The following is an 18,844-nucleotide window of genomic DNA, read 5'->3' on the forward strand; positions in this document are numbered from 1 at the left end:
CCTCGATGTCGTCCGATCGACGATCGTCAGACCAGCAGTTTGTCGGGCGTGATCGGCAGGTCACGGACACGCACCCCCGTGGCGTGGTACACGGCGTTGGCGACGGCCGCCGCGGCGCCGACGATTCCGATCTCGCCCGCCCCCCTGGAGCCCATGGGATTGGCGTGCTCGTCGACTTCGTCGAGCCAGATCGCGTCGATGTCGCGGACGTCGGCGTGGGCGCTGATGTGGTAGGTGGCGAAGTCTTGAGTGACGACGTGGCCGAATCGATGGTCGCGCACGCTTTCCTCGTGCAGCGCCATCGACAAGCCCATGGTCATTCCGCCGATCAGCTGGGAGCGCAGGGTGCGGGCGTTGATGGCGCGGCCGACCGAGAAGACGCCGAGCATGCGGGGGACGCGGATTTCGCCGGTGTCCCGATCGACGGCGACTTCGACGAAGTGGGCGCCGAAGGAATGCATGGCGAACTTGTCTGCGTCGGGGTTCTCCGGCGGTTCCGCGATGGTTTGCGCTCCGGCGGAAGGCTTTTCGCCGTGCTCCTCACGAAAGGCCCGCGCCGCCGCGACGATCGCCGTGCCCCACGAGCTGATACCCGAAGACCCGCCGGCCACCGAGGCGGCGGGCAGGTCGGTGTCGCCGATCTGGAGATCGACCGTGGCGGTGTCACACCCGAGCGCGTCGGCGGCGATCTGGGTCAGCGCGGTCCAAGTGCCGGTCCCGAGGTCGGCCGCGCCGATCTGCACCGTGTACCGGCCGTCGGAGCAGTAGACGATGCGGGCGACGTTGCCCGGCATGGACGAGGCGGGATAGGTCGCGGCGGCGACGCCGGTACCGAGCAGCCAGTCGCCCTGTCGACGGCTTCGGGGCGCCGGATCGCGCTCGGCCCAACCGAACCGTTCGGCGCCGGTGCGGAGACATTCGATCAGGTGCCGCCCCGACCACGGATTGCCCGACGCCGGTTCGACATCGGGTTCGTTGCGCGCGCGCAACTCGATCGGGTCGATGCCGCAGGCGGTCGCGAGTTCGTCCATCGCGACCTCCGCGGCGAACATCCCGGGACACTCGCCGGGCGCGCGCATCCAGAACGGCACCGGAACGTCCAGCGGCGCAAGGCGATGCGAGGTCCGACGGTTCGGCGTGGCGTACATCATGCGCGACACCAGTGCGGTCTGCTCCGCGAATTCCTTGACCGCCGAGGTGAGTTCGACGACTTCGTGCGACAGTGCCGTCAACGTGCCGTCCCGGTCCGCGCCGAGCCGGATCCGCTGGATCGTGGGTGTCCGGTAGCCGACGAGGGCGAACATCTGCTGACGGGTGACGGCGACCTTCACCGGACGACCGCCGCTGCGCCGCGCGGCCATGACGGCGAGCACATTGTGGGCGTGCGGCGCGCCCTTCGCACCGAACCCGCCGCCGACGTGCGGTGCGATGACCCGCACTTGTTCGGGCTCGAGGCCGAACAACGGCGCGAGCGTCTTGCGGACCGCGTGCACGCCCTGCGTCGAGTCGTAGAGCGTCACCCGCGGGCGCCCCGAGGTCTCGTCCCACACCGCGATGCAGGCGTGCGGTTCCATCGGATTGTTGTGTTCGATCGGGGTGGTGTAGGTCTGGTCGACCGTCACCGCCGCGGCGGCCATGGCGGCGTCGACGTCGCCTTCGTCGGTGTCCGAGGGCTCGGTCTCGAGCAGCTTCTCCGGCGCGTACAACCCGGGGTGATCGATGCGCAGCTCGGTGTCGTGCGGCTCGGCTCGATAGTCGACACTCACGAAAGATGCTGCCTGCCGCGCGATTTCGGACGACTCGGCGACGACCGCGCCGATCAGCTGTCCGCGGAAGTGCACCCGATCGTCTTGCAGGATGCTCAGTTCGCCGTCCGAGGTATCCGCGAGCTTCGGCGCGTCGAAGACGGTCAGCACGGCGACCACACCGTCCAGTGCCTCGGCGGCGGCGGTGTCCATCGCGACAACCCGGCCGTGCGCGATCGTGGCCTGGATGGGGTGCAGGTAGGCGGGCCGCTCGACTCGATGCTCGAATGCGTAAGGCGCGGTGCCGGTCACCTTCGCCGGACCGTCGAGCCGGGCGAGCGGCGCGCCCATCGATGTCGCCGGAATCAGTGTCATCGCCGCGTCCCTTCGGTGAGGGTGCGCAAGGTCGCGACGAGAGTCCGTTGGGCCAGTTCGACTTTGAACTCGTTGCCGTCGAGCGGCCTGGCGTGCGCGAGTTCGGCACGCACCGCCCGGACGAACATCTCTTCGCTCGCCTTGGCACCTTCCAGCGCCGCCTCGGCCTGCTCGGCCCGCCACGGCTTGTGCGCGACGCCGCCGAGAGCGATTCGGGCGGAAGCGATCTCGCCGGATTCGAGGACGAGTTCGGCGGCGACCGAGACCAGTGCGAAGGCGTAGGAGGCGCGGTCGCGTACCTTGCGATAGGTCGAGCGCGCACCGGTGGGTGGTGCGGGCAGCTCTACCCCGGTGATCAATTGGCCGTGACTCAGCACGGTGTCGAGATCGGGACGGTCGCCCGGCAGGCGATAGAAGTCCGCGATCGGGATGCGTTTCGTACCGTCGACGTCCTGTACCACCACGCGGGCGTCGAGCATGGTCATGGCCACCGCCATATCCGACGGATGGGTCGCCACGCACTGCTCTGACGCTCCCAGAATCGCGTGGTAGCGAACGTATCCGCCGATCGCCGAACATCCGCTGCCCGGTTCGCGTTTGTTGCACGGCGTCGTGACGTCCTGGAAGTACGGACAACGGGTGCGCTGCAACAGATTTCCCGCCGTGGTCGCCAGGTTGCGCAACTGCCCGGACGCACCGGCGAGCAGCGCCCTGGACAGCGCGGGATAGCGGGTGCGCACGAGCGGGTGCGCGGCGAGATCGCTGTTGCGCACGGCCGCGCCTATCCGCAGACCACCGTCGGCGGTCTCCTCGACCTCGGCGAGCGGGAGCCTGCTGACGTCCACCAGCAGGCGCGGCCCGGTCACGCCCAGCTTCATATGGTCGACGAGGTTCGTGCCGCCGCCCAGGTACGCGGCATCCGGCCGGGCCGACACCGTCGCCACCGCATCGTGGGCGGTGGCGGCGCGGCGGTACTCGAAGGGGATCACAGTCCCGCCGCCGCTCGGATCGCGGCGAGAATGTTGGGGTAGGCGGCGCAGCGGCAGAGGTTGCCGCTCATCCGTTCCCTGATCTCGTCGTCGGTCAGTTCCGGCTCCGCGGTGAGATCGTCGGTCACGTGGCTGGGGTGACCGGCCTTCGCTTCGTCGAGCATCCCGACCGCGGAGCACACCTGCCCGGGCGTGCAGTAACCGCATTGGAACCCGTCACGATCCAGGAATGCTTCCTGCACGGGGTGCAGCTCGCCGCCCTCGCCCAACCCGGCAGCGGTGACGATATCGGCGCCGTCCTGGGCGACAGCGAAGGTGAGGCAGGTGGTGGCTCGGCGGCCGTCCAGCAGTACGGTGCACGACCCACACTGTCCGTGATCGCAGCCCTTCTTCGGCGACGTCACGCCGAGCTGCTCGCGCAGCGCGTCGAGCAGCGTGGTGCGGTTGTCGACCCGAAGGGACCGCTGTTCACCGTCGACGCGCAGGGTGATGCCGGTCCGAGTGTTCGAGGCATCCATCTTCGCCGCGTACCCAGGGCCGAGCGGGCGAATCCTCCGGCGCCGAAACCGTATGGATGTTCCGGCGGGTCGATTGATGGACGGTTGACCGATACGCGGAGGTCAACGCGCGCGCCTGTTCCACTGGCAGACGCAGGGATCTGTCCGAGGGAGAGGACGAGGCGTCATGTCCATCGACGTCGCGAAGGTGACACCGGCAACTCGCGGCGGCGCGGTCGCGCCCGCGCTCGCGGCGCTCTCGGCGGGCGGGTTCCTGGCGGTCGCGATCTGGGTGTCGAGCCGCCTGGAGGTGAGCGAGGAGCTGCACCGCGTCGCGCTGTTCGTCCACCTGGCGGCGCTGGTGGTCGGGCTCGGCGCGGTGCTGGTCGGCGACTACGCGGCGCTGCTGTGGCTGGCGAGGCGGGTGACGACGGCACAGCTGCTGCACGACATCGGCCGGTTGCACCTGCCGATCTGGGTCGGCCTCGCGGGACTGGTGGGCAGCGGGATGCTGCTCGAACCCGAATTCGGGGTCCTCGCCACGCGCGTGAAGCTGGCGCTGGTCGCGATCCTGCTGGTCAACGGAGTACAGGCGATGGCGCTCGAACGGCGGATGGCCGCGGCGGGACCCCACCTCGGCTTTCCGCTCGTCCTGCGTGGCATCGTGACCGCTCTCGTCTCCCAAGGCTGTTGGTGGACGGCGATGTGGATCGGCTTCACCGCGACACAGTCCTGAACGATTGACCGGTTTTGATTGTCCTGGCGTGCAACGTATTACGGTCAACGCACGGCGCTGTTGCACTGACTCTGGGCATCCGACCACATCCTCGTCGCGGTCGGACGCTCGGCATCACGCAGGAAAGGCAGCACCCGATGCGAAAATCTCGACTCGCGCTATGCGTTCTCACCGCCTGTCTCACGGCCCTCGGTGCGGTGGGTTGTGGCGCGGACACGACTTCCCCCGAGCCGGCGGCCAGTCCGCTCACGCTCAATACGACCGAGCCGGAGAACCCGTTGGTGCCCGGCGACACCACCGACGCCGGTGGCTCGAAGATCCTTCGCACCCTGTTCAAGGGTCTGGTCGACTACGACCCGCGCACCGCCGCGCCGCGTAACGCCGTCGCCGAATCCATCGAGACCACCGACTCCCGGGTCTTCACCGTCACACTGAAGCACGGGTGGACCTTCCACGACGACACACCGGTGACCGCGCACAGCTTCGTGGACGCGTGGAACTACACCGCGTACGCGCCCAATCAGCAGCAGGGCGCCGGATTCCTCTCCGTGATCGAGGGTTTCGACGCGGTGAACGCGCCCGACCCGAGCGGCACACCCGTCGCGAGTTCCGGCAGCCCCGCGGCGCGCACGATGAGCGGCCTGCGTGTCCTCGACGACCACAGGTTCACGATCACGCTCGCCGCTCCGCTGCCCAGCTTCGTCAACCGCCTCGGCTACCTGGCCTACGCGCCGCTGCCGAAGCGGTTCTTCACCGATCGCGCGGGCTACCTGGCGCACCCGATCGGCAACGGCCCCTTCGAGTTCGTCTCGCACGCAACGGGTTCCAGCCTGACCATCGAGCGCAACGAGAACTACTCCGGCCCGCAGAAGCCCGCCATCGAACGCGCGGAGTTCCGCTTCAACAAGACGCTGGAGGCGGCCTACGCCGACGTCGTCGCCAACCGCCTCGACTTCCTCGAGGTGCTGCCCGGCGACGCGCTCGTCGGCGGACGCTACAAGCAGGATCTCGCCGGCCGTCACTTCACCCGCGCCGGAACGGGTCTGCAGTCGATCACGTTCCCGCTCTACGATCCGCGCTTCGCCGATCCCCGGGTGCGCCAGGCGATTTCGATGTCGATCGATCGTCAGCACGTCATCGACACGGTGTTCACCGGTGATCGCATCCCGGCACCGGGACTCGTGCCGTCCACCGTGCGCGGCGCCACCGAGGGCCAGTGCGGAGCACTGTGCGAGCATCGACCGCAGCAGGCGCGAGAACTGTTCGACAGCACGGGATTCCAGGGCCCGATCGAGATCGCGTCCAACGTCGATTCGGCCAACGAGAAGTGGCTGACCGCAGTGTGCTCGTCGATCACCGCCGCGCTCGGCCGCGAATGCCGGTTCCAGCCCGTCGCGACGCTCGGCGAGTTCCGCCGCCAGATCAACGCCCACCAGATGCGGACGATCTACCGCACCGGCTGGGTCGCCGACTACCCCTCGATCGAGAACTTCCTGAATCCGCTCTACCGCACCGGTGGTTCGTCCAACACCGGCCGCTACAGCAACCCGCAGGTCGACGCGCTGCTCGCCCGGGCCGACACGACGGCGAACGAGCAGGAGTCCTGGAGCCTCTACCAGCAGGCCGAACGCCTGGTCCTGCAGGACATGCCCGCGATCCCGCTCGTCGTGCCCGGCGTGCAGACCGGCTGGTCGGAGCGGCTGCGGAACGTGACCGTCACACCTTTCCGCGACCTCGACCTGGAGACCGTCACGATCGCCTAGCGGACGCCCACGCCCCGTCGTGCCTCGGTGGTCTCCGAGGCACGACGGCGCACGACTTGACCCTCACGTCGCGTGAGGGTCGACGATGGCGTCATGACAGAGACCTTCCCCGCCTTCGACATCAGCCCTGTTCCCACCCCCGAGTTGAACGCCGAACCACCGGAGCTCTTCCACGGCCTGTACGGAATGCCGATGTTCGTCACGGCGCCGACGCCGGATCTGGCCGCATCGGTCGACTTCTGGACCCGCGGCCTCGGGTTCTTCGACCTGTTCTCGATCCCCGGCGGACTCACCCACCTGCGTCGCTGGGCCTTCCAGGACGTGTTGCTCGTGTACGGCGAGCGGCCCGCCGAGGCGCCCGCGCTCACCGTGAGCTTCGCCTGCGTGCTGAGCCAGCTCGACCCGATCGCCGCCGCGTGCGACGAGCTGGTCCCCGGCTGCACGACCGGCCCCCGGCGGATGCCGTGGAACTCGATGGAACTCGAGATCCGCACACCGGAGAACACCCGGGTGATCATGACGGCCGCGCGACCGTGGGATCCGGACAGTCCGGAGGCCGAGCATCTGCGAGGCATCGGGATCGAACCGCCCAGCGAGTGAACCGGCTGCCAGACTGATCGCCGTGACGAATCGAGCCATGGACGAAGACGGCGATCTCACCGTCGGCGCGGTCGCGTCGCTGGTCGGCGTGACGATCCGAACGCTGCACCACTGGGATTCGATCGGGCTCGTCCATCCGTCCGAGCGCACCGACGCAGGCTATCGGCGCTATACGGCCGCCGACCTCGCTCGCATTCACCGGGTGCTGGTCTACCGCGAGCTCGGCGTGCCGCTCGGCGATATCGCGGCGCTGTTGGACGCGCAGGCGGCCGACGCGCTCGCCGCGCTGCGCACACAGCGCGACCAGTTGCGCGAGCGCGTCGCCCACCTGCGCCGGATGGGCGACGCGCTCGATCGCATGATCGAGGCGCGGGAGTCCGGCATCCTGCTGTCCGCCGAGGAGCAGGTGGCGATCTTCGGCGAGCACTGGCAACCGTCCTGGGCCGCGGAAGCACGCGATCGCTGGGGTGACACCGCCCAGTGGGCGCAGTACGCCGAGCGCGCCGCGGGTCGGACCGCCGAGCATTGGCAACAGATCGCGGAGGATGTCGACTCGCTGCACGCGGAACTGGGCGCGGCGCTTCGGGCCGGCGTGATGCCGGGAAGCGAGCAGGCCAACGCATTGGCCGAGCGGCACCGGGCCTCGCTCGGCGTGTACTTCGACTGCACCCACTCGATGCACGTCTGCCTAGGGCGCACCTACGCCACCGACCCGGGATTCGCCGCCTTCTACGACGGCATCGAGACCGGTTTGAGCGGCTGGCTGCGCGACATCATCGACGCCAACGCGCGCGCCAACGGCGTCGATCCCGACTCGGCGACCTGGGTCTGACCCGCCTGTCGAATTCGGGCCGAGGGCCGGAATTGCGGTCCGAGATCTGTCGGTGGGCGGCGCTACGGTGGCGGCGTGAACCGGACGGATCGGCTGTACGCGATAGTCGAGGAGTTGCGGGCGATCTCCCCGCGGCTGCGCACCGCGCGGGAGTTGGCGGAACGGTACGAGGTGAGCGTCCGAACGATCGAACGCGATATCGCCGCGCTACAGCAGGCCGGTATCCCGATCTACGCCGACGTGGGCAGGCGCGGTGGGTACGCGCTGGAGAAGAGCATGTCCTTGCCGCCGTTGAACTTCACGCCCGCGGAGACCGTCGCGCTGGCGGTCGCGCTGGCCCGTCATCGCGGCGGTCCGTTCGAGCAGGCGGGCCACAGCGCGCTGCGCAAGATCTTGGCGGTGCTACCGGAACGCAACGCGGCCGCCGCGCGCGAGCTCGCCGGACGCATCCGTTTGATCGATCCGCTCGACGCACAAGAGATCAACACGATTCCCGCGGTGATCGAGGGGGCCATCGAGGTCGGGCGGGTCTTGCGGATCGGCTATCTCGACCGGTTCGGCGCGCGCACCGAGCGCGACGTCGAGCCGTTCGCCTTGGTGAACGGGACGAACGGCTGGTATCTGGCCGCCTGGTGCAGGCTGCGCGGCAATCCGCGTTGCTTCCGGCTGGACCGGATCGCGTCGGCGGCGGCGACCGAACAGCCCGCGCCGCACCGCGATTTCGACGGCCCGGCGTTGGACATTCCCGACACCAGACTCCGGATCGTCGCGCTGTAGAACCGATTCGAAAACACCGACAGGGGGTTGTCGCCGCGGCGGGAGATCGTGATCCGGCAAGTCAACGACCCCGAGATTCCGGAGCGAAATCCCATGACCACTCCCGCCTACAACACCGTCGCCTGGTTCCAGGTCGGCAGCGACAAGCCCGAACTGGTGAAGAAGTTCTACGGCGAGCTGTTCGGCTGGACCTTCAGCCCCTACCCGAGCGGCGACCAAGGCTACGAACTGATCCACTACCCCGGCAGCGAGGCGCCGAGCGGCGGCATCGCGCACACCACGGACACCTCGGCCAACCACGCCACTTTCCTGGTGGTCGTGGAGGACGTCGCGGCCACGCTGGCGGCGGCCGAGGCGCTGGGCGCCAAGGTGGTGACGCCGCCGGTCACCAGCAACGACGGATTGGTGTCGGCCGACCTGCTCGACACCTCCGGCAACTTCTTCTGCGTCTTCAGCCCCGCGCCGACGGCGTGACGCCACGGTGAGCGGACTCCCGGCGCATCAGTGAAGATGCGCCGGGAGCCTGTCACCTCGGTGAGCACCAGCCGCGCTGGGCCGGAGCGAGTGCGGTGGTCAGCCGAGGTCGGCCAGTTGCGGGACGACCGGCGCGATCTCATCGATCCACGCGGCAGGCGAGCCGCTGGTCGGGACGATGATGACGGTGTGCACGCCGAGCTTCGCGTAATCGGCCATCGAGCGGACGAATTCGTCGCGGGTGTCCGGGGTGGGGCGCGGGTTGTTCGCCATGATCGTCTTGCGAATCCGGTCGTAGTCGCGGCCGAGATCGTCGCAGTGCCTGCGCAGGACGTCGAGCTTGTGTTCGACGTCCTGCGGCGAGGTCCCGAACAGGTTGCACGCGTCGCCGTACTGCGCGACCAACCGCAGCGTCTTGCGTTCCCCGCCACCACCGATCAGCACCGTGGGGCGGTGGATCGGCTGCGGCGAACACAGCGTCTCGGCCAACCGGTAGTGCTTGCCCTCGAATGGCCCGTTGTTCTGGGGGTCCCACATCTGGTCGCAGATGCGCAGAGCTTCTTCGAGTCGCTCGAATCGTTCGGCGACCGAGGGGAACTCGACGCCGAGCCCACGGTGCTCGCGCTCGAACCACGCGGCGCCGATACCGAGCGCGGCCCGCCCGCCCGACAGGACGTCGAGCGTGGTGACGATCTTGGCGAGCAGGCCGGGATGCCGGTACGTCACACCGGTGACGAGCAAGCCGAGCTCGATCGTCGAGGTGTGCGCGGCGAGAAAGCCGAGCGTGGTGTAGCCCTCCAGCATGTTCGCTTCCGCGGGAAGGCCGGTCGGCTCGATCTGGAAGTAGTGATCCATGAACGACAACCAGGTCGCACCCGATGCTTCGGCCGCGGCGCCGACCCTGGCCAGTTCGCCCGCGATGGCGGTGGTTCCACCGTCGATGTCGAAGATCGGAATGTGAAAGCCGAGTTCCATGGTGTGGTCTCCTCGTGTATCGGCAAGCCCGAGACCCTCACGCTACGACTTGGAGTGCACTCCAAGGCAAGTCGAGCGCAACGACGCCACGACTTCGTCGGCCGCGCGCGCACCGGAGACGACCGCGCCTTCGAGGTAGCCGGTCCAGCGCGGCGCGGTTTCCGTGCCCGCCCAGTGGATCGGGCCGGTTGGCTTCGCGGCGTCGGTGAGCAGATCGAGCGTGCCGGGAAGCGGAATCCCGGAGTACCCGCCGCCGACGAACGGATCGCGGTGCCAGGACTTCTCGTGCCAGCTGAGCGGGTTCAGCACGGCAGGACCGAGATGGTCCGCCAAGGCGGACAGCACGGTCTCCCGCCGGTCTGCGGGAGCGAGCCGATCCAGTTCCCTTGCGTCCCGTCCGGGCACGAGCACACAGAGGTGGCCGGGGCCGGTCGGCGGTGAGATGTCGAACGAGGCGGGCACCGGACCGTCCAGGGCGACGATCTCGCCACTGAGGCCACGCTCGCGCCAGAAGGGCCGGTCGTAGACGGCGATCGCCTTGTAGATCGTGCCCATTCGGACGTTGTCCTGAAGGCGTCGGCGTTCGGCGGGCAGTCGCGGGTCGTGCCGGATCGCGGCGGCGACGGGCGCGGGCACGGTGACGATCGCGCGCGCGGCGTGCACCGGACCGGTTGGCGTGGTGAGGGTGACGCCGTCGTCCGATCGCGTGATCGCGGTGACCGGCCGTGCGAGACGAACCACGTCGCCGAGTTCGGCCGCGAGCGCTTCGGCCAGCGCGCCTGCTCCGCCCGAGAGCAGCGATTCCTGCGCACCGCCCGCGGTGCCGAGCATGACGCGCAGACCGCCCGCCGACCGAACACCCACCGCGAGCGCTGCGACGGAGACGGTGTCGAGATCGCAAGCCAGCGCTTCGGACAGGATCACCTCGAGCAGGCGACGCGCACGCGACCCGGGAATCCGGCCGACCCAGTTCGACGCCGTCACCTCGTCCCACCGGCGGTGAGCACCCCTGCGCGCCAACAATTCCAGCCGCAGCAGCGCCCACCCGGTCGCCGCCGCGGTGAGCGGGCCGATCCGCACACGGCGCCCGCCGTCGAGGACGAGAGCTTTGCCCACGCTGGGCGTCGGGAACAGGGTCATACCGAATTCGGTTGCGAGCGCGGTCATTCGGGCGTGGTCGTGGCCGATCCACTGGCCGCCGAGATCCACGGGTGTGTCCGCGGCCGAACGCTCGGTCCTGGCGCGACCGCCGACGCGATCGGCCGCTTCCAGGACGAGTACGTCGATGCCGTGTGCGCGGAGGGCGCGGGCCGCGGTGAGTCCCGCGAATCCGGCGCCGATGACCGCGACCGTCGTTCGTTCCATCGCCAGCTCCTTTGTGCAACGCTTGTTGTAAAACAAGTGTTGCACAAATGCTAGGCTGTGGCCATGCCACGTACCGTCGATCGCACCGCCCGACTCACGGCCGTCAGCGACGCCGTCGTCGGCATCGCCACCGAGGCCGGGTTCGCCGCCGTGACCATCCGTTCGGTAGCCGAACGCGTCGGCGCGTCGACCTCGGTGGTGACGCACTACGTCGGGAGCAGGGACGAGATGCTGCGCATGGCGGTACGGCGCGAGGTCGATGCGCGGCGCGGGCAAGCCGAGGACGCCATGGCGGGCCACGGCGGCGCGGTCGCGTTGCGCGCGCTGGTCGAGTGGGCCGTGCTGACGGCCGACGAAGCGACCCACCGGTTCTGGCTCGCGCTGATCCTCGGCGCGCCCACCGAGCCGGTCCTGCGTGCCGAACTCGACGCGTTCAACGACTGGTGGGACGCCGCGCTGGAAAACCTGTTGGCGCAGGCGGGAATCGCGGAGCTCGAGCACGCCGCCGATCTGCTGAACGTCGTCGTGGACGGGCTAGTCGTCGGCGGGTTCGACGAGGGCGCGCCGTGGCCGCCCGCCCGTCGTCGGCAGGTTCTCGCCGCGGCATGGCGGGCCTTGGGAATCGCCGAGTAGCCGCTCGGCGCCGGTGAAACGCTACGAAATTCGCGCGGGCCGAAGGGAACACGAGGACCCCTCGGCGGAGGGGCCCTCGCGCGTTCCGGTGGAACCAGTGATCGGCAACGCTCTTCGGCTCGGAGCGAAAACGCTCCAATAAGGCCGGTTCAGAGCGGTGCGCGAGCGGCGGTCAGGAATTCGTCCCTGCTGATCCTGCCGTCGCCGTCGATGTCGACTTCGTCGAAGCGGGACGCCAGGATGTCGATGTCCTGGCCCCTGCGCTCGTAGTGCTGGATGAATTCCTCGCGGTCGATGTAGCCGTCGCCGTCGATGTCCAGCGAGTCGAACTTCTCGTGAATGTCCTGAATATCCATTCGGTTCTCTCCCAGCTTCTAGGCGGGGTGGCGGATGCCGCCCCGACAGGACAGGTTTCGAGCCGTGTTGGAGAAACTGACGCATCAAGGATAGTGGCGGGCGATGGCGCGTGCGCGAAAACCGAAAAGTCGGATCGGACGCTCGGGATTTCTAGGTGTCCACGTCTTTGATCGCGGACCCCGCTATCGCCGAGGCTCGCCACAACTCGACGGCGAGCAAGAATGCCTGCACGCGTCCCTCGACTTCGTCGAGAACCACGCCGTCCGGCCAGGAAACTCGGCAGTGATACCAGCAGCGGCGCGCGCGGTCGCACCGCCGCGGCTCGGGCGAGAGCAGATCCCGGCAGACGCGCCTGGCGAGTTCGGCGAGCGCCGCCGACGTCTGCGCCGGTGTGCCGACATTGCCGACCCGCCACCACAGCTCCTCACTCCGGCCGGGTCGCGAGATCTCTACGAGGTAGATCAGTTCGGTGTCCTGATCGCTCATACCCATGCACTTTGCCAGAAACCGACCGGTCTACCCGTAGGTTCACACGCGTGTTTCACAAATGCCGAGAAAGCCGTGGCAAACCGTGTTGGTCTTCGGGTTGGTCGGGGTCTACGACTACTTTCAGGGCGGTGCCGGACGACGGGGTTCGGTGCGACGACGATCCCTGAACGGAAGGCGATGAGCATACCTACAGTTCCCGGCCATCCCGGCGCACCGCCCGGGTACGCGTGGCGGTGCGTGTGGCCCGAGTCTCGGGCCATCGGGTGGTCGGTGGCGTCGTTGGCCGCGTTGGTCGGCGGGGCTGCGTGTTCGGTCGTGGGAATGGTGTTCGGCAACCGGTCCGTCGTGGGGATCGGCGGTCTTCTGCTGTTGCTCGGTGGGATCGCCGCGCTCACCTATTTCGTCATGGGCATCGAGGATCGCCCCGAGGTGCGCGCGGGCGACGCGGAGAACACCTTCGTGCTGCGCTATTTTCCGGTTCGCTTGGCTCCCGTGCTCGCCGGGCTCGCGGCGGTGGCGGTGGCGGCGCTGTGGCTCGGCGTCCTCGCGCGCGAGCTCGAGTCGACGTTGTGCGGGATCGCGCTCCTCGTCGCGCTCCTCCTCTTGACGGGTTTGACCCTCTCCTACCGGCGTACCGCACGACTGTCCTTCTCCCCGGACGCCATCCGGATCACGACGCGCAACTTCGACTGGGAATTCCCTTGGGACGCAGCACACTTCGCTGCGGGCTTCGATCCAAAGGGCGCCGAGACCATCGAGATCCGATGTCCCCGTGACGCGGTGACCACCCGCCGGACACCGAGAAGGACGCCGACGCACCTACGCCCACCCGCCGACAGCCTGGACGGCCCGTGGAAGATCACCCCGATCATGTGGGGTGTCCGCCCGAACTCCTTGTACTCCACCATGACTCACCTGCGCGCCGCCCCCGAGCTCCGCGCCGCCCTGACCCGACCCCAGCTCACCGCCATGCTCACTCCCCCACCCTGGGGAACCCGCCGCACCCTGCACCTCGACCCCGCGCTCGCCCTCGACCTGGAGTGAGCCACCTCCGTCCGGGCGCGGAGTTCAGGGTGCGGGAGCTGACACCGTTCTGGTGTTCAGCTCCCGGCGTAGTGCCAGACGGATCAGTCCGGGGGTTCCTGGGCGTCCTCGGTGGCGGCCATTTCCGGGGCGACCTCCCTGGTCGCCATTCCGCCGTCGCGGCCCTGGTCGGTCGGTCCCGGCGGCTTGTCGGCCTTCGACTTGTCGTTGTTCTCGTCGTCGGTGTATTTCGCGCGTGGCATGGCGGACCTCCTTCGTCGTCGCTTCGATCTACCCACCCCGCCGCGTTTCAATCCCGCCGCTGTGCTGGCATGGAGGCATGGCCGCGTCGCAACGGGAACCGCATTCTTCGGACGATCGAGTCGCCGGACCGCCCCTGAGCACGGAGTGGTCGCGGGCGATGGGACTGCGCGTGCCGGTGGTGAACGCACCGATGGGCGGGGTGGCGGGCGGTCGGCTGGCGGCGGCGGTCACCGCGGCGGGCGGACTGGGGATGATCGGCATGGGCAGCGCCGGATCCGCGGCGGCGCTGCGCAGAGAACTTCCGTATACGGAGTCCCTCGACGGGCGATTCGGTATCGGTCTGGTCGACTGGGTCGTCGCCGCCGAACCGGAACTGCTCGAGGTGGCCATCGCCGCGGCGCCCACCCTGATCGCGGTGAGCTTCGGGATGGACCCGTCCTGGATCGAACGCGTGCGCGCCCACGGAATACGCACGGCCACACAGGTATACAACGCCACCGAGGCGCGCCGAGCCGGGGATGCCGGTATCGACGTCCTGGTCGCGCGAGGCGCGGAGGGCGGCGGTCACGGCGCGGTGGAAATGGCGACGCTGCCGCTGCTTGACGCGGTGCTCGGCGCCGTGACGGTGCCGGTGCTCGCCGCGGGCGGCATCGGGTCGCCCGCGAGTCTCGCGGCCGTGCTCGCCGCCGGCGCGAGCGGGGCGTGGCTCGGCACGCACCTCGCCGCCTGCTCGGAGTCGTCGCTGCCGGAGGCGAGCCGCCGCGCGATGCTCGCGGCCGACGGCACCGACACGATCGCCACCACGGCATTCGACGTCGCGATGCGATTGCCTTGGCCGACAAGGTTTCCCGCACGCGTCCTGCGCAACGACTTCGCGACCCGGTGGACAGGCCACGAGGACGCCCTGCGCACGAACGAGGCGGCCCAAGCTGAGTTGGCGGCCGCCGTCGCCGCCGACGACCCGCGCACCGCACCGGTCGACGCGGGCCAAGGGGTCGGCCAGGTTACCGCGGTCACCCCGGCGGCCCAGGTCATCGACGAACTCTGCTCCGGCGCGGCAGAGCTTCTCGACCGGTCTTTCGAGCGGTGAAACGACTCAACTCGGACAGGGCTCGGTGACCGGCTCCGTTTGCCGCTGAGGGGCGTCGAGTTCGGCGTACACATGGCCGTCGGACAGACCGATTCGACCATGTTCGAACTCGATCACACCGGTCATGGCTTGGCCGAGAGCGTTGAGCGGACGTCCGAACACAGGGAGACCGCCCATCTGCTGGTACTTCGACCAGACCCGGCGCGGCAACCACACGAACCTGTTGGTCGGGCTGGTGATCATCGCGCCGGGCGTCTGCTCGCCCTTCTCCAAGGTGACGATGCGCGCTGTCCCACAGCTGATGGGATCCGATTGGGGATAGCCCTGGATCCTGGCCGCATGCTGGCGGTGTGGGTAGGTGTAGTCGTGCCAGGAGTCGCCGGCCATCACGATCACTCGATCGGCGACCGTAGCCATCAGCCGCGACTGCTGTCCCCTGTCGTTTACCAAGTCCTGGCTGTACCCCTGGTCCCAGGGATGCACGAAGCCCTGCTCCGGCTTGCCGACGGGGCAGCCGAGAACGTCCTGCTGGGTTTCAGTCTTTCTAGATGAGTGACGTGACCGCTCCGGAGGCGTCCGCCCAGCGGACGTCGCCTCAAGCACTTGTTTCAATCACGTGATTGAGGCAGACTCCGGACGGGAAAGGAGCTGCCGATGTCCGCTGAGGTCGACGAGGGGCTACGGGCCCCGTATGAGATCGAGTTCCCCTTCGAGCGCACGGTGGGGCCGGTGGTCGGGACGTTCCTGGCCGGGCTGCGGGAGAAGCGGCTGTTCGGTGCGCGGACCGAGCGCGGAACCGTGGTGTGCCCGCCGCCGGAGTTCGATCCGGTGACCGGGAAGGAGCTGGGCGAGCTCGTCGAGCTGAAGCCGGTCGGCGCCGTCGAGTCGTGGACCTGGGTTCGGCATCGGGCGGGCGATCCGGTCGACGCCGATTTCGCCTGGGCGCTCATCGCCGTGGACGGCACGGAGGGCACGTTCTTCCACGCCCTCGACGTCGGCGGCGATCCGGCGCGGATCCGGCGGGGCCTGCGGGTGCGGGCGCGGTGGGCGGAGGAACGCCGCGGCGAGATGTCGGATCTCCGCTGTTTCGAGCCGGAGGACGACGATGAATAAGCCACTGCCGGAACCGGTTTCGCTGATGCCGACGCCGCTGCGGATGGAGTACACGTTCGTCGCCGGTGTCGGTCGCTCGCGATTCCTGCGTGGCCTGTCCGAGCGCCGCCTGCTGGCGAGCACCTGCCCGTCGTGCCGCCACGTGTATCTGCCCGCGCCGGAATTCTGCGCCCGCTGCCTCGTCGAACTCGACGAACCGACCGAACTCGACGGGCGCGGAGTCGTTTCCACCTTCTGCGTCGTCAGCTTCCCGTTCCCCGGACAGGAGATCGAGCCGCCGTACGTGGTGGCCTACATCCAGCCGCACGGCGCGGATACCCGGCTGATGCACCTGATCCGCGAGGTCGACATCGCCGAGGTCCACATCGGCATGGAGGTCGAGCCGGTCTGGCAAGAGGGCGAGCTCGAGCCGTCGTGGATGAGCATCCGCCACTATCGTCCCGTCGCGACCGAGGAGGTTCGGCATGCGTGAGATCGCCGTCGTCGGCTCCGCACAGTCCGCCTGCCTCGCCGCGAACCGCCGCGACGACATGGCGGGCATCCTGCTCCCGGTGATCCGGAAGGCGCTCTCCGGCATCCAACTCGACCGCGACCGTGTCGATTTCGTGTGCTCCGGCAGTCACGACTTCCACGAGGGACGAACCTTCGCCTACATCGACTCGCTCGACGCCGTCGGCGCCTGGCCGCCGATCGCGGAGTCGCACGTGGAGATGGACGCCGCGTGGGCGTTCTACGAGGCGTGGTCGTGGCTGCAACTGGGACACGGCGATATCGCGCTGGTGTACGGGATCGGCCGCGGTTCGCTGCCCCGCGACCTCGACCAGGTCGTGCCCACCCAGCTGGACCCCTACTACCTCACGCCGCTGCGCCCGCACCGCGACGCGATCGCGGGCATCCAGGCCTGCGCGCTGCTCCAGTCCGAGGTGACCACGGAGCGTGAGATGGCGCGGATCGTCGCGCGCAGCCTGGCGGACGCGAGGACCAACCCGCACGCGCAGGTGGCGGGTGAGTACGAGGTCGACGAACTGCTCGCCGCGCCCTATGTGGCCGCGCCGTTGCGCGACCACGATGTGTCACCGGTCGGCGATGCCGCGAGCGTCGTCGTGCTGGCCGCCGGTGACGTGGCCAGGTCGCTGTGCGAACGTCCCGCCTGGATCCGCGGCATCGACCACCGGATGGACGGGCACTACCCTGGCTCGCGCGATCTGACCAGGGCGCCGTCGGCGAACCTCGCCGCCGCGCGGGCGGCGGCGTCCGCGGGTTTCGCCGCGAGCGAGGTCGACATCGCCGAACTGCACATCGAATACTCCGCGCAGGAACCGCTTCTGGTGCGCGAGCTCGGCCTCGGCGCGACGACGGCGATCAATCCGTCGGGTGGTCCGTTGGCGGGCAGACCGACCACCGCCACCGGCCTGATCCGTATCGCCGAGGCGGCCAAGGGCATTCGTAACGGTCGAGCCCGCCGAGCGCTCGCGCACGCCACCAATGGTCAAGCGCTGCAACAGAATATGGTCTGCCTGCTGGAAGGAGACCCGGCATGAGTGAACCCGTCGCCGTCATCGGCATCGGTCAGGGCAAGCAGGCCAAGCGCCGCGAGACGACCATCGGCGCGATGGTGCGCGAAGCGGTCGCGGCCGCGATGGCCGACGCCGAGCTGGAATTGGGCGAGGTCGACGCGATCGTGCTGTCGAAGACGCCCGACCTGTTCGACGGGGTGATGAACCCGGAGCTCTACCTCGCCGACGCGCTCGGCGCCCGCGGCCTACCGGTGACGCGAGTCTTCACCGGCGGCAGCGTCGGCGGGCACGCCGCCATCTACGGCGCGCACCTCATCGAGGCGGGGTTGGCGCGACGGGTGCTCGTCGCGGCGTATTCCAAAGAGTCCGAGGGCAATTTCACCTGGGCGCTCTCGCGCGGACTGCCCTTCAGCGCCAAACTCGGCGCGGGCGCGGGCGGCCATTTCGCGCCGGTCATCCGCGAATACATTCGCCGCTCCGGCGCGCCGGAACACATCGGCTGGCAAGTCGCGGTCAATCACCGGCTCAACGCGCTGCGCAATCCGTACGCGCACGTGCACATGCCCGACATCACCGTCGAGAAGGTCAAGGAGTCCCGCATGCTGTGGGACCCGATCCGCTACCTCGAATCGTGCCCGTCCTCCGACGGCGCCGCCGCGATCGTGCTGGCCGCTGCCTCGCAGGCCGGGAAAACGGCGCGTCCGCCCGCCTGGATCCACGGCATGTCGTTCCGCACCGAGACCGGCCACTTCGCCGGACGCGACGAGGTCAACCCGCGCGCGGGCGCGGAGTGCGCCGCCGATGCCTACCGACAGGCCGGAATCGTCGATCCCGCACGGGAAGTCGACGTCGCGGAGCTGTACATCCCGTACAGCTGGTACGAACCGATGTGGCTGGAGAACATCGGCCTCGCCCCGCTGCACCAAGGGTGGAAACTCGTGGACGACGGGACGACGCGATTCGGCGGGTCCCTGCCGGTCAACCCGTCCGGCGGCGTGCTGTCCGGCAACCCGACCGGGGCGACCGGCTTGGTCCGCTTCCTCGAAGCCGCGCTGCAGGTCCGCGGCATGGCGGGTGAGCACCAGGTCCCCGGCGCGCGACGAGCCATCGGCCACGCCATGGGCGGCGCCTCTCAGTTCCACGCCCTGTGGGTCGTCGGCGACGAACGGCCGACGACGTGAATGGCCCTTTCACACGCTTCGTACCGGACACAACCGTTGCGCGGCGACG

At 69.0% G+C, this 18,844-nt stretch carries 22 protein-coding genes; 13 read left to right on the forward strand and 9 right to left on the reverse strand.

Features of this window, described 5'->3' with window-relative positions:
• Nucleotides 1-26: 26 nt before the first annotated feature.
• The 3 genes from CRP45_RS31545 to CRP45_RS31555 are packed head-to-tail and all read right to left on the reverse strand — an operon-like array spanning nucleotide 27 to nucleotide 3,627.
• On the reverse strand, nucleotides 27-2,120 hold the full coding sequence (locus CRP45_RS31545; RefSeq protein WP_097248275.1) for a xanthine dehydrogenase family protein molybdopterin-binding subunit: 2,094 nt from the start codon (nucleotides 2,118-2,120) through the stop codon (nucleotides 27-29).
• Nucleotides 2,117-3,109, reverse strand: a complete 993-nt coding sequence (locus tag CRP45_RS31550; RefSeq protein WP_097248276.1) for an FAD binding domain-containing protein — start codon at nucleotides 3,107-3,109, stop codon at nucleotides 2,117-2,119. Before CRP45_RS31550 ends, CRP45_RS31545 begins: the two co-directional genes overlap by 4 nt.
• Nucleotides 3,106-3,627, reverse strand: a complete 522-nt coding sequence (locus CRP45_RS31555) for a 2Fe-2S iron-sulfur cluster-binding protein (RefSeq protein ID WP_097248277.1) — start codon at nucleotides 3,625-3,627, stop codon at nucleotides 3,106-3,108. The genes CRP45_RS31550 and CRP45_RS31555 overlap by 4 nt, the downstream gene beginning before the upstream one ends.
• A 166-nt stretch (nucleotides 3,628-3,793) precedes the next feature.
• Between CRP45_RS31555 and CRP45_RS31560 the strand changes: the two genes are divergently transcribed.
• The 6 genes from CRP45_RS31560 (at nucleotide 3,794) to CRP45_RS31585 (ending at nucleotide 8,788) form a co-directional block, all read left to right on the forward strand.
• On the forward strand, nucleotides 3,794-4,342 hold the full coding sequence (locus CRP45_RS31560) for a hypothetical protein (RefSeq protein ID WP_245910644.1): 549 nt from the start codon (nucleotides 3,794-3,796) through the stop codon (nucleotides 4,340-4,342).
• Nucleotides 4,343-4,479: 137 nt separating this feature from the next.
• Nucleotides 4,480-6,105 (forward strand): peptide ABC transporter substrate-binding protein, encoded by a 1,626-nt coding sequence (locus CRP45_RS31565; RefSeq protein ID WP_097248278.1) that lies wholly within the window; start codon nucleotides 4,480-4,482, stop codon nucleotides 6,103-6,105.
• Nucleotides 6,106-6,198: 93 nt separating this feature from the next.
• Nucleotides 6,199-6,705 carry a VOC family protein gene (locus CRP45_RS31570; RefSeq protein ID WP_097248279.1) on the forward strand — a complete coding sequence of 169 codons (507 nt, stop codon included), beginning with the start codon at nucleotides 6,199-6,201 and terminating at the stop codon, nucleotides 6,703-6,705.
• A 22-nt stretch (nucleotides 6,706-6,727) separates the two neighbouring features.
• A complete protein-coding gene (locus CRP45_RS31575; protein ID WP_245910646.1) occupies nucleotides 6,728-7,537 on the forward strand; it encodes a MerR family transcriptional regulator in 810 nt (269 codons plus the stop codon).
• Nucleotides 7,538-7,612: 75 nt separating this feature from the next.
• Nucleotides 7,613-8,314 (forward strand): helix-turn-helix transcriptional regulator, encoded by a 702-nt coding sequence (locus CRP45_RS31580; RefSeq protein ID WP_097248281.1) that lies wholly within the window; start codon nucleotides 7,613-7,615, stop codon nucleotides 8,312-8,314.
• Between the two features lie 93 nt (nucleotides 8,315-8,407).
• On the forward strand, nucleotides 8,408-8,788 hold the full coding sequence (locus CRP45_RS31585) for a VOC family protein (protein ID WP_067788316.1): 381 nt from the start codon (nucleotides 8,408-8,410) through the stop codon (nucleotides 8,786-8,788).
• 99 nt (nucleotides 8,789-8,887) lie between these two features.
• Here CRP45_RS31585 and CRP45_RS31590 read toward each other — a convergent pair whose 3' ends face one another.
• A complete protein-coding gene (locus CRP45_RS31590; RefSeq protein ID WP_097248282.1) occupies nucleotides 8,888-9,763 on the reverse strand; it encodes an LLM class F420-dependent oxidoreductase in 876 nt (291 codons plus the stop codon).
• A 42-nt stretch (nucleotides 9,764-9,805) separates the two neighbouring features.
• Nucleotides 9,806-11,128, reverse strand: coding sequence for a flavin monoamine oxidase family protein (locus CRP45_RS31595; RefSeq protein WP_097248357.1), 1,323 nt, complete (start codon nucleotides 11,126-11,128; stop codon nucleotides 9,806-9,808).
• 63 nt (nucleotides 11,129-11,191) lie between these two features.
• On the opposite strand from CRP45_RS31595, the gene CRP45_RS31600 reads away from it, so the two are divergent.
• Nucleotides 11,192-11,761: a TetR/AcrR family transcriptional regulator gene (locus tag CRP45_RS31600; RefSeq protein WP_143861594.1), complete on the forward strand. Its 570-nt coding sequence runs from the start codon at nucleotides 11,192-11,194 to the stop codon at nucleotides 11,759-11,761.
• A gap of 149 nt (nucleotides 11,762-11,910) precedes the next feature.
• On the opposite strand, the gene CRP45_RS31605 is transcribed toward CRP45_RS31600, so the two are convergent.
• Both CRP45_RS31605 and CRP45_RS31610 read right to left on the reverse strand, forming a co-directional pair.
• Nucleotides 11,911-12,117, reverse strand: coding sequence for an EF-hand domain-containing protein (locus tag CRP45_RS31605; protein ID WP_067788149.1), 207 nt, complete (start codon nucleotides 12,115-12,117; stop codon nucleotides 11,911-11,913).
• Between the two features lie 151 nt (nucleotides 12,118-12,268).
• Nucleotides 12,269-12,604, reverse strand: a complete 336-nt coding sequence (locus tag CRP45_RS31610) for a hypothetical protein (RefSeq protein WP_067788150.1) — start codon at nucleotides 12,602-12,604, stop codon at nucleotides 12,269-12,271.
• A gap of 324 nt (nucleotides 12,605-12,928) precedes the next feature.
• Here CRP45_RS31610 and CRP45_RS31615 point away from each other — a divergent pair, with 324 nt between their 5' ends.
• Nucleotides 12,929-13,651, forward strand: coding sequence for a hypothetical protein (locus CRP45_RS31615; RefSeq protein ID WP_097248284.1), 723 nt, complete (start codon nucleotides 12,929-12,931; stop codon nucleotides 13,649-13,651).
• An 83-nt stretch (nucleotides 13,652-13,734) separates the two neighbouring features.
• On the opposite strand, the gene CRP45_RS34110 is transcribed toward CRP45_RS31615, so the two are convergent.
• Entirely contained in the window at nucleotides 13,735-13,893 is a 159-nt protein-coding gene (locus CRP45_RS34110; RefSeq protein ID WP_169810881.1) for a hypothetical protein, read from the reverse strand.
• 158 nt (nucleotides 13,894-14,051) lie between these two features.
• Between CRP45_RS34110 and CRP45_RS31620 the strand changes: the two genes are divergently transcribed.
• The gene (locus tag CRP45_RS31620) at nucleotides 14,052-14,984 is read left to right on the forward strand and encodes an NAD(P)H-dependent flavin oxidoreductase (RefSeq protein ID WP_245910647.1); all 933 of its coding nucleotides are present in this window, start codon (nucleotides 14,052-14,054) and stop codon (nucleotides 14,982-14,984) included.
• A 6-nt stretch (nucleotides 14,985-14,990) separates the two neighbouring features.
• Here CRP45_RS31620 and CRP45_RS31625 read toward each other — a convergent pair whose 3' ends face one another.
• Nucleotides 14,991-15,467, reverse strand: coding sequence for a hypothetical protein (locus tag CRP45_RS31625; protein ID WP_218841215.1), 477 nt, complete (start codon nucleotides 15,465-15,467; stop codon nucleotides 14,991-14,993).
• Nucleotides 15,468-15,638: 171 nt separating this feature from the next.
• On the opposite strand from CRP45_RS31625, the gene CRP45_RS31630 reads away from it, so the two are divergent.
• From CRP45_RS31630 to CRP45_RS31645, 4 genes are read left to right on the forward strand one after another with little or no spacing between them, the layout of a single operon-like run.
• Complete coding sequence (locus CRP45_RS31630) at nucleotides 15,639-16,097, forward strand: Zn-ribbon domain-containing OB-fold protein (RefSeq protein WP_097248287.1); 459 nt, start codon at nucleotides 15,639-15,641, stop codon at nucleotides 16,095-16,097.
• Complete coding sequence (locus tag CRP45_RS31635) at nucleotides 16,090-16,569, forward strand: Zn-ribbon domain-containing OB-fold protein (protein WP_097248288.1); 480 nt, start codon at nucleotides 16,090-16,092, stop codon at nucleotides 16,567-16,569. The genes CRP45_RS31630 and CRP45_RS31635 overlap by 8 nt, the downstream gene beginning before the upstream one ends.
• On the forward strand, nucleotides 16,562-17,638 hold the full coding sequence (locus tag CRP45_RS31640) for a lipid-transfer protein (RefSeq protein WP_097248289.1): 1,077 nt from the start codon (nucleotides 16,562-16,564) through the stop codon (nucleotides 17,636-17,638). Before CRP45_RS31635 ends, CRP45_RS31640 begins: the two co-directional genes overlap by 8 nt.
• The gene (locus CRP45_RS31645; RefSeq protein WP_097248290.1) at nucleotides 17,635-18,795 is read left to right on the forward strand and encodes a thiolase domain-containing protein; all 1,161 of its coding nucleotides are present in this window, start codon (nucleotides 17,635-17,637) and stop codon (nucleotides 18,793-18,795) included. The genes CRP45_RS31640 and CRP45_RS31645 overlap by 4 nt, the downstream gene beginning before the upstream one ends.
• Nucleotides 18,796-18,844: the final 49 nt, after the last annotated feature.

The organism is Nocardia amikacinitolerans (assembly GCF_900215415.1).
Classification (GTDB): Bacteria; Actinomycetota; Actinomycetes; order Mycobacteriales; family Mycobacteriaceae; genus Nocardia; species Nocardia amikacinitolerans.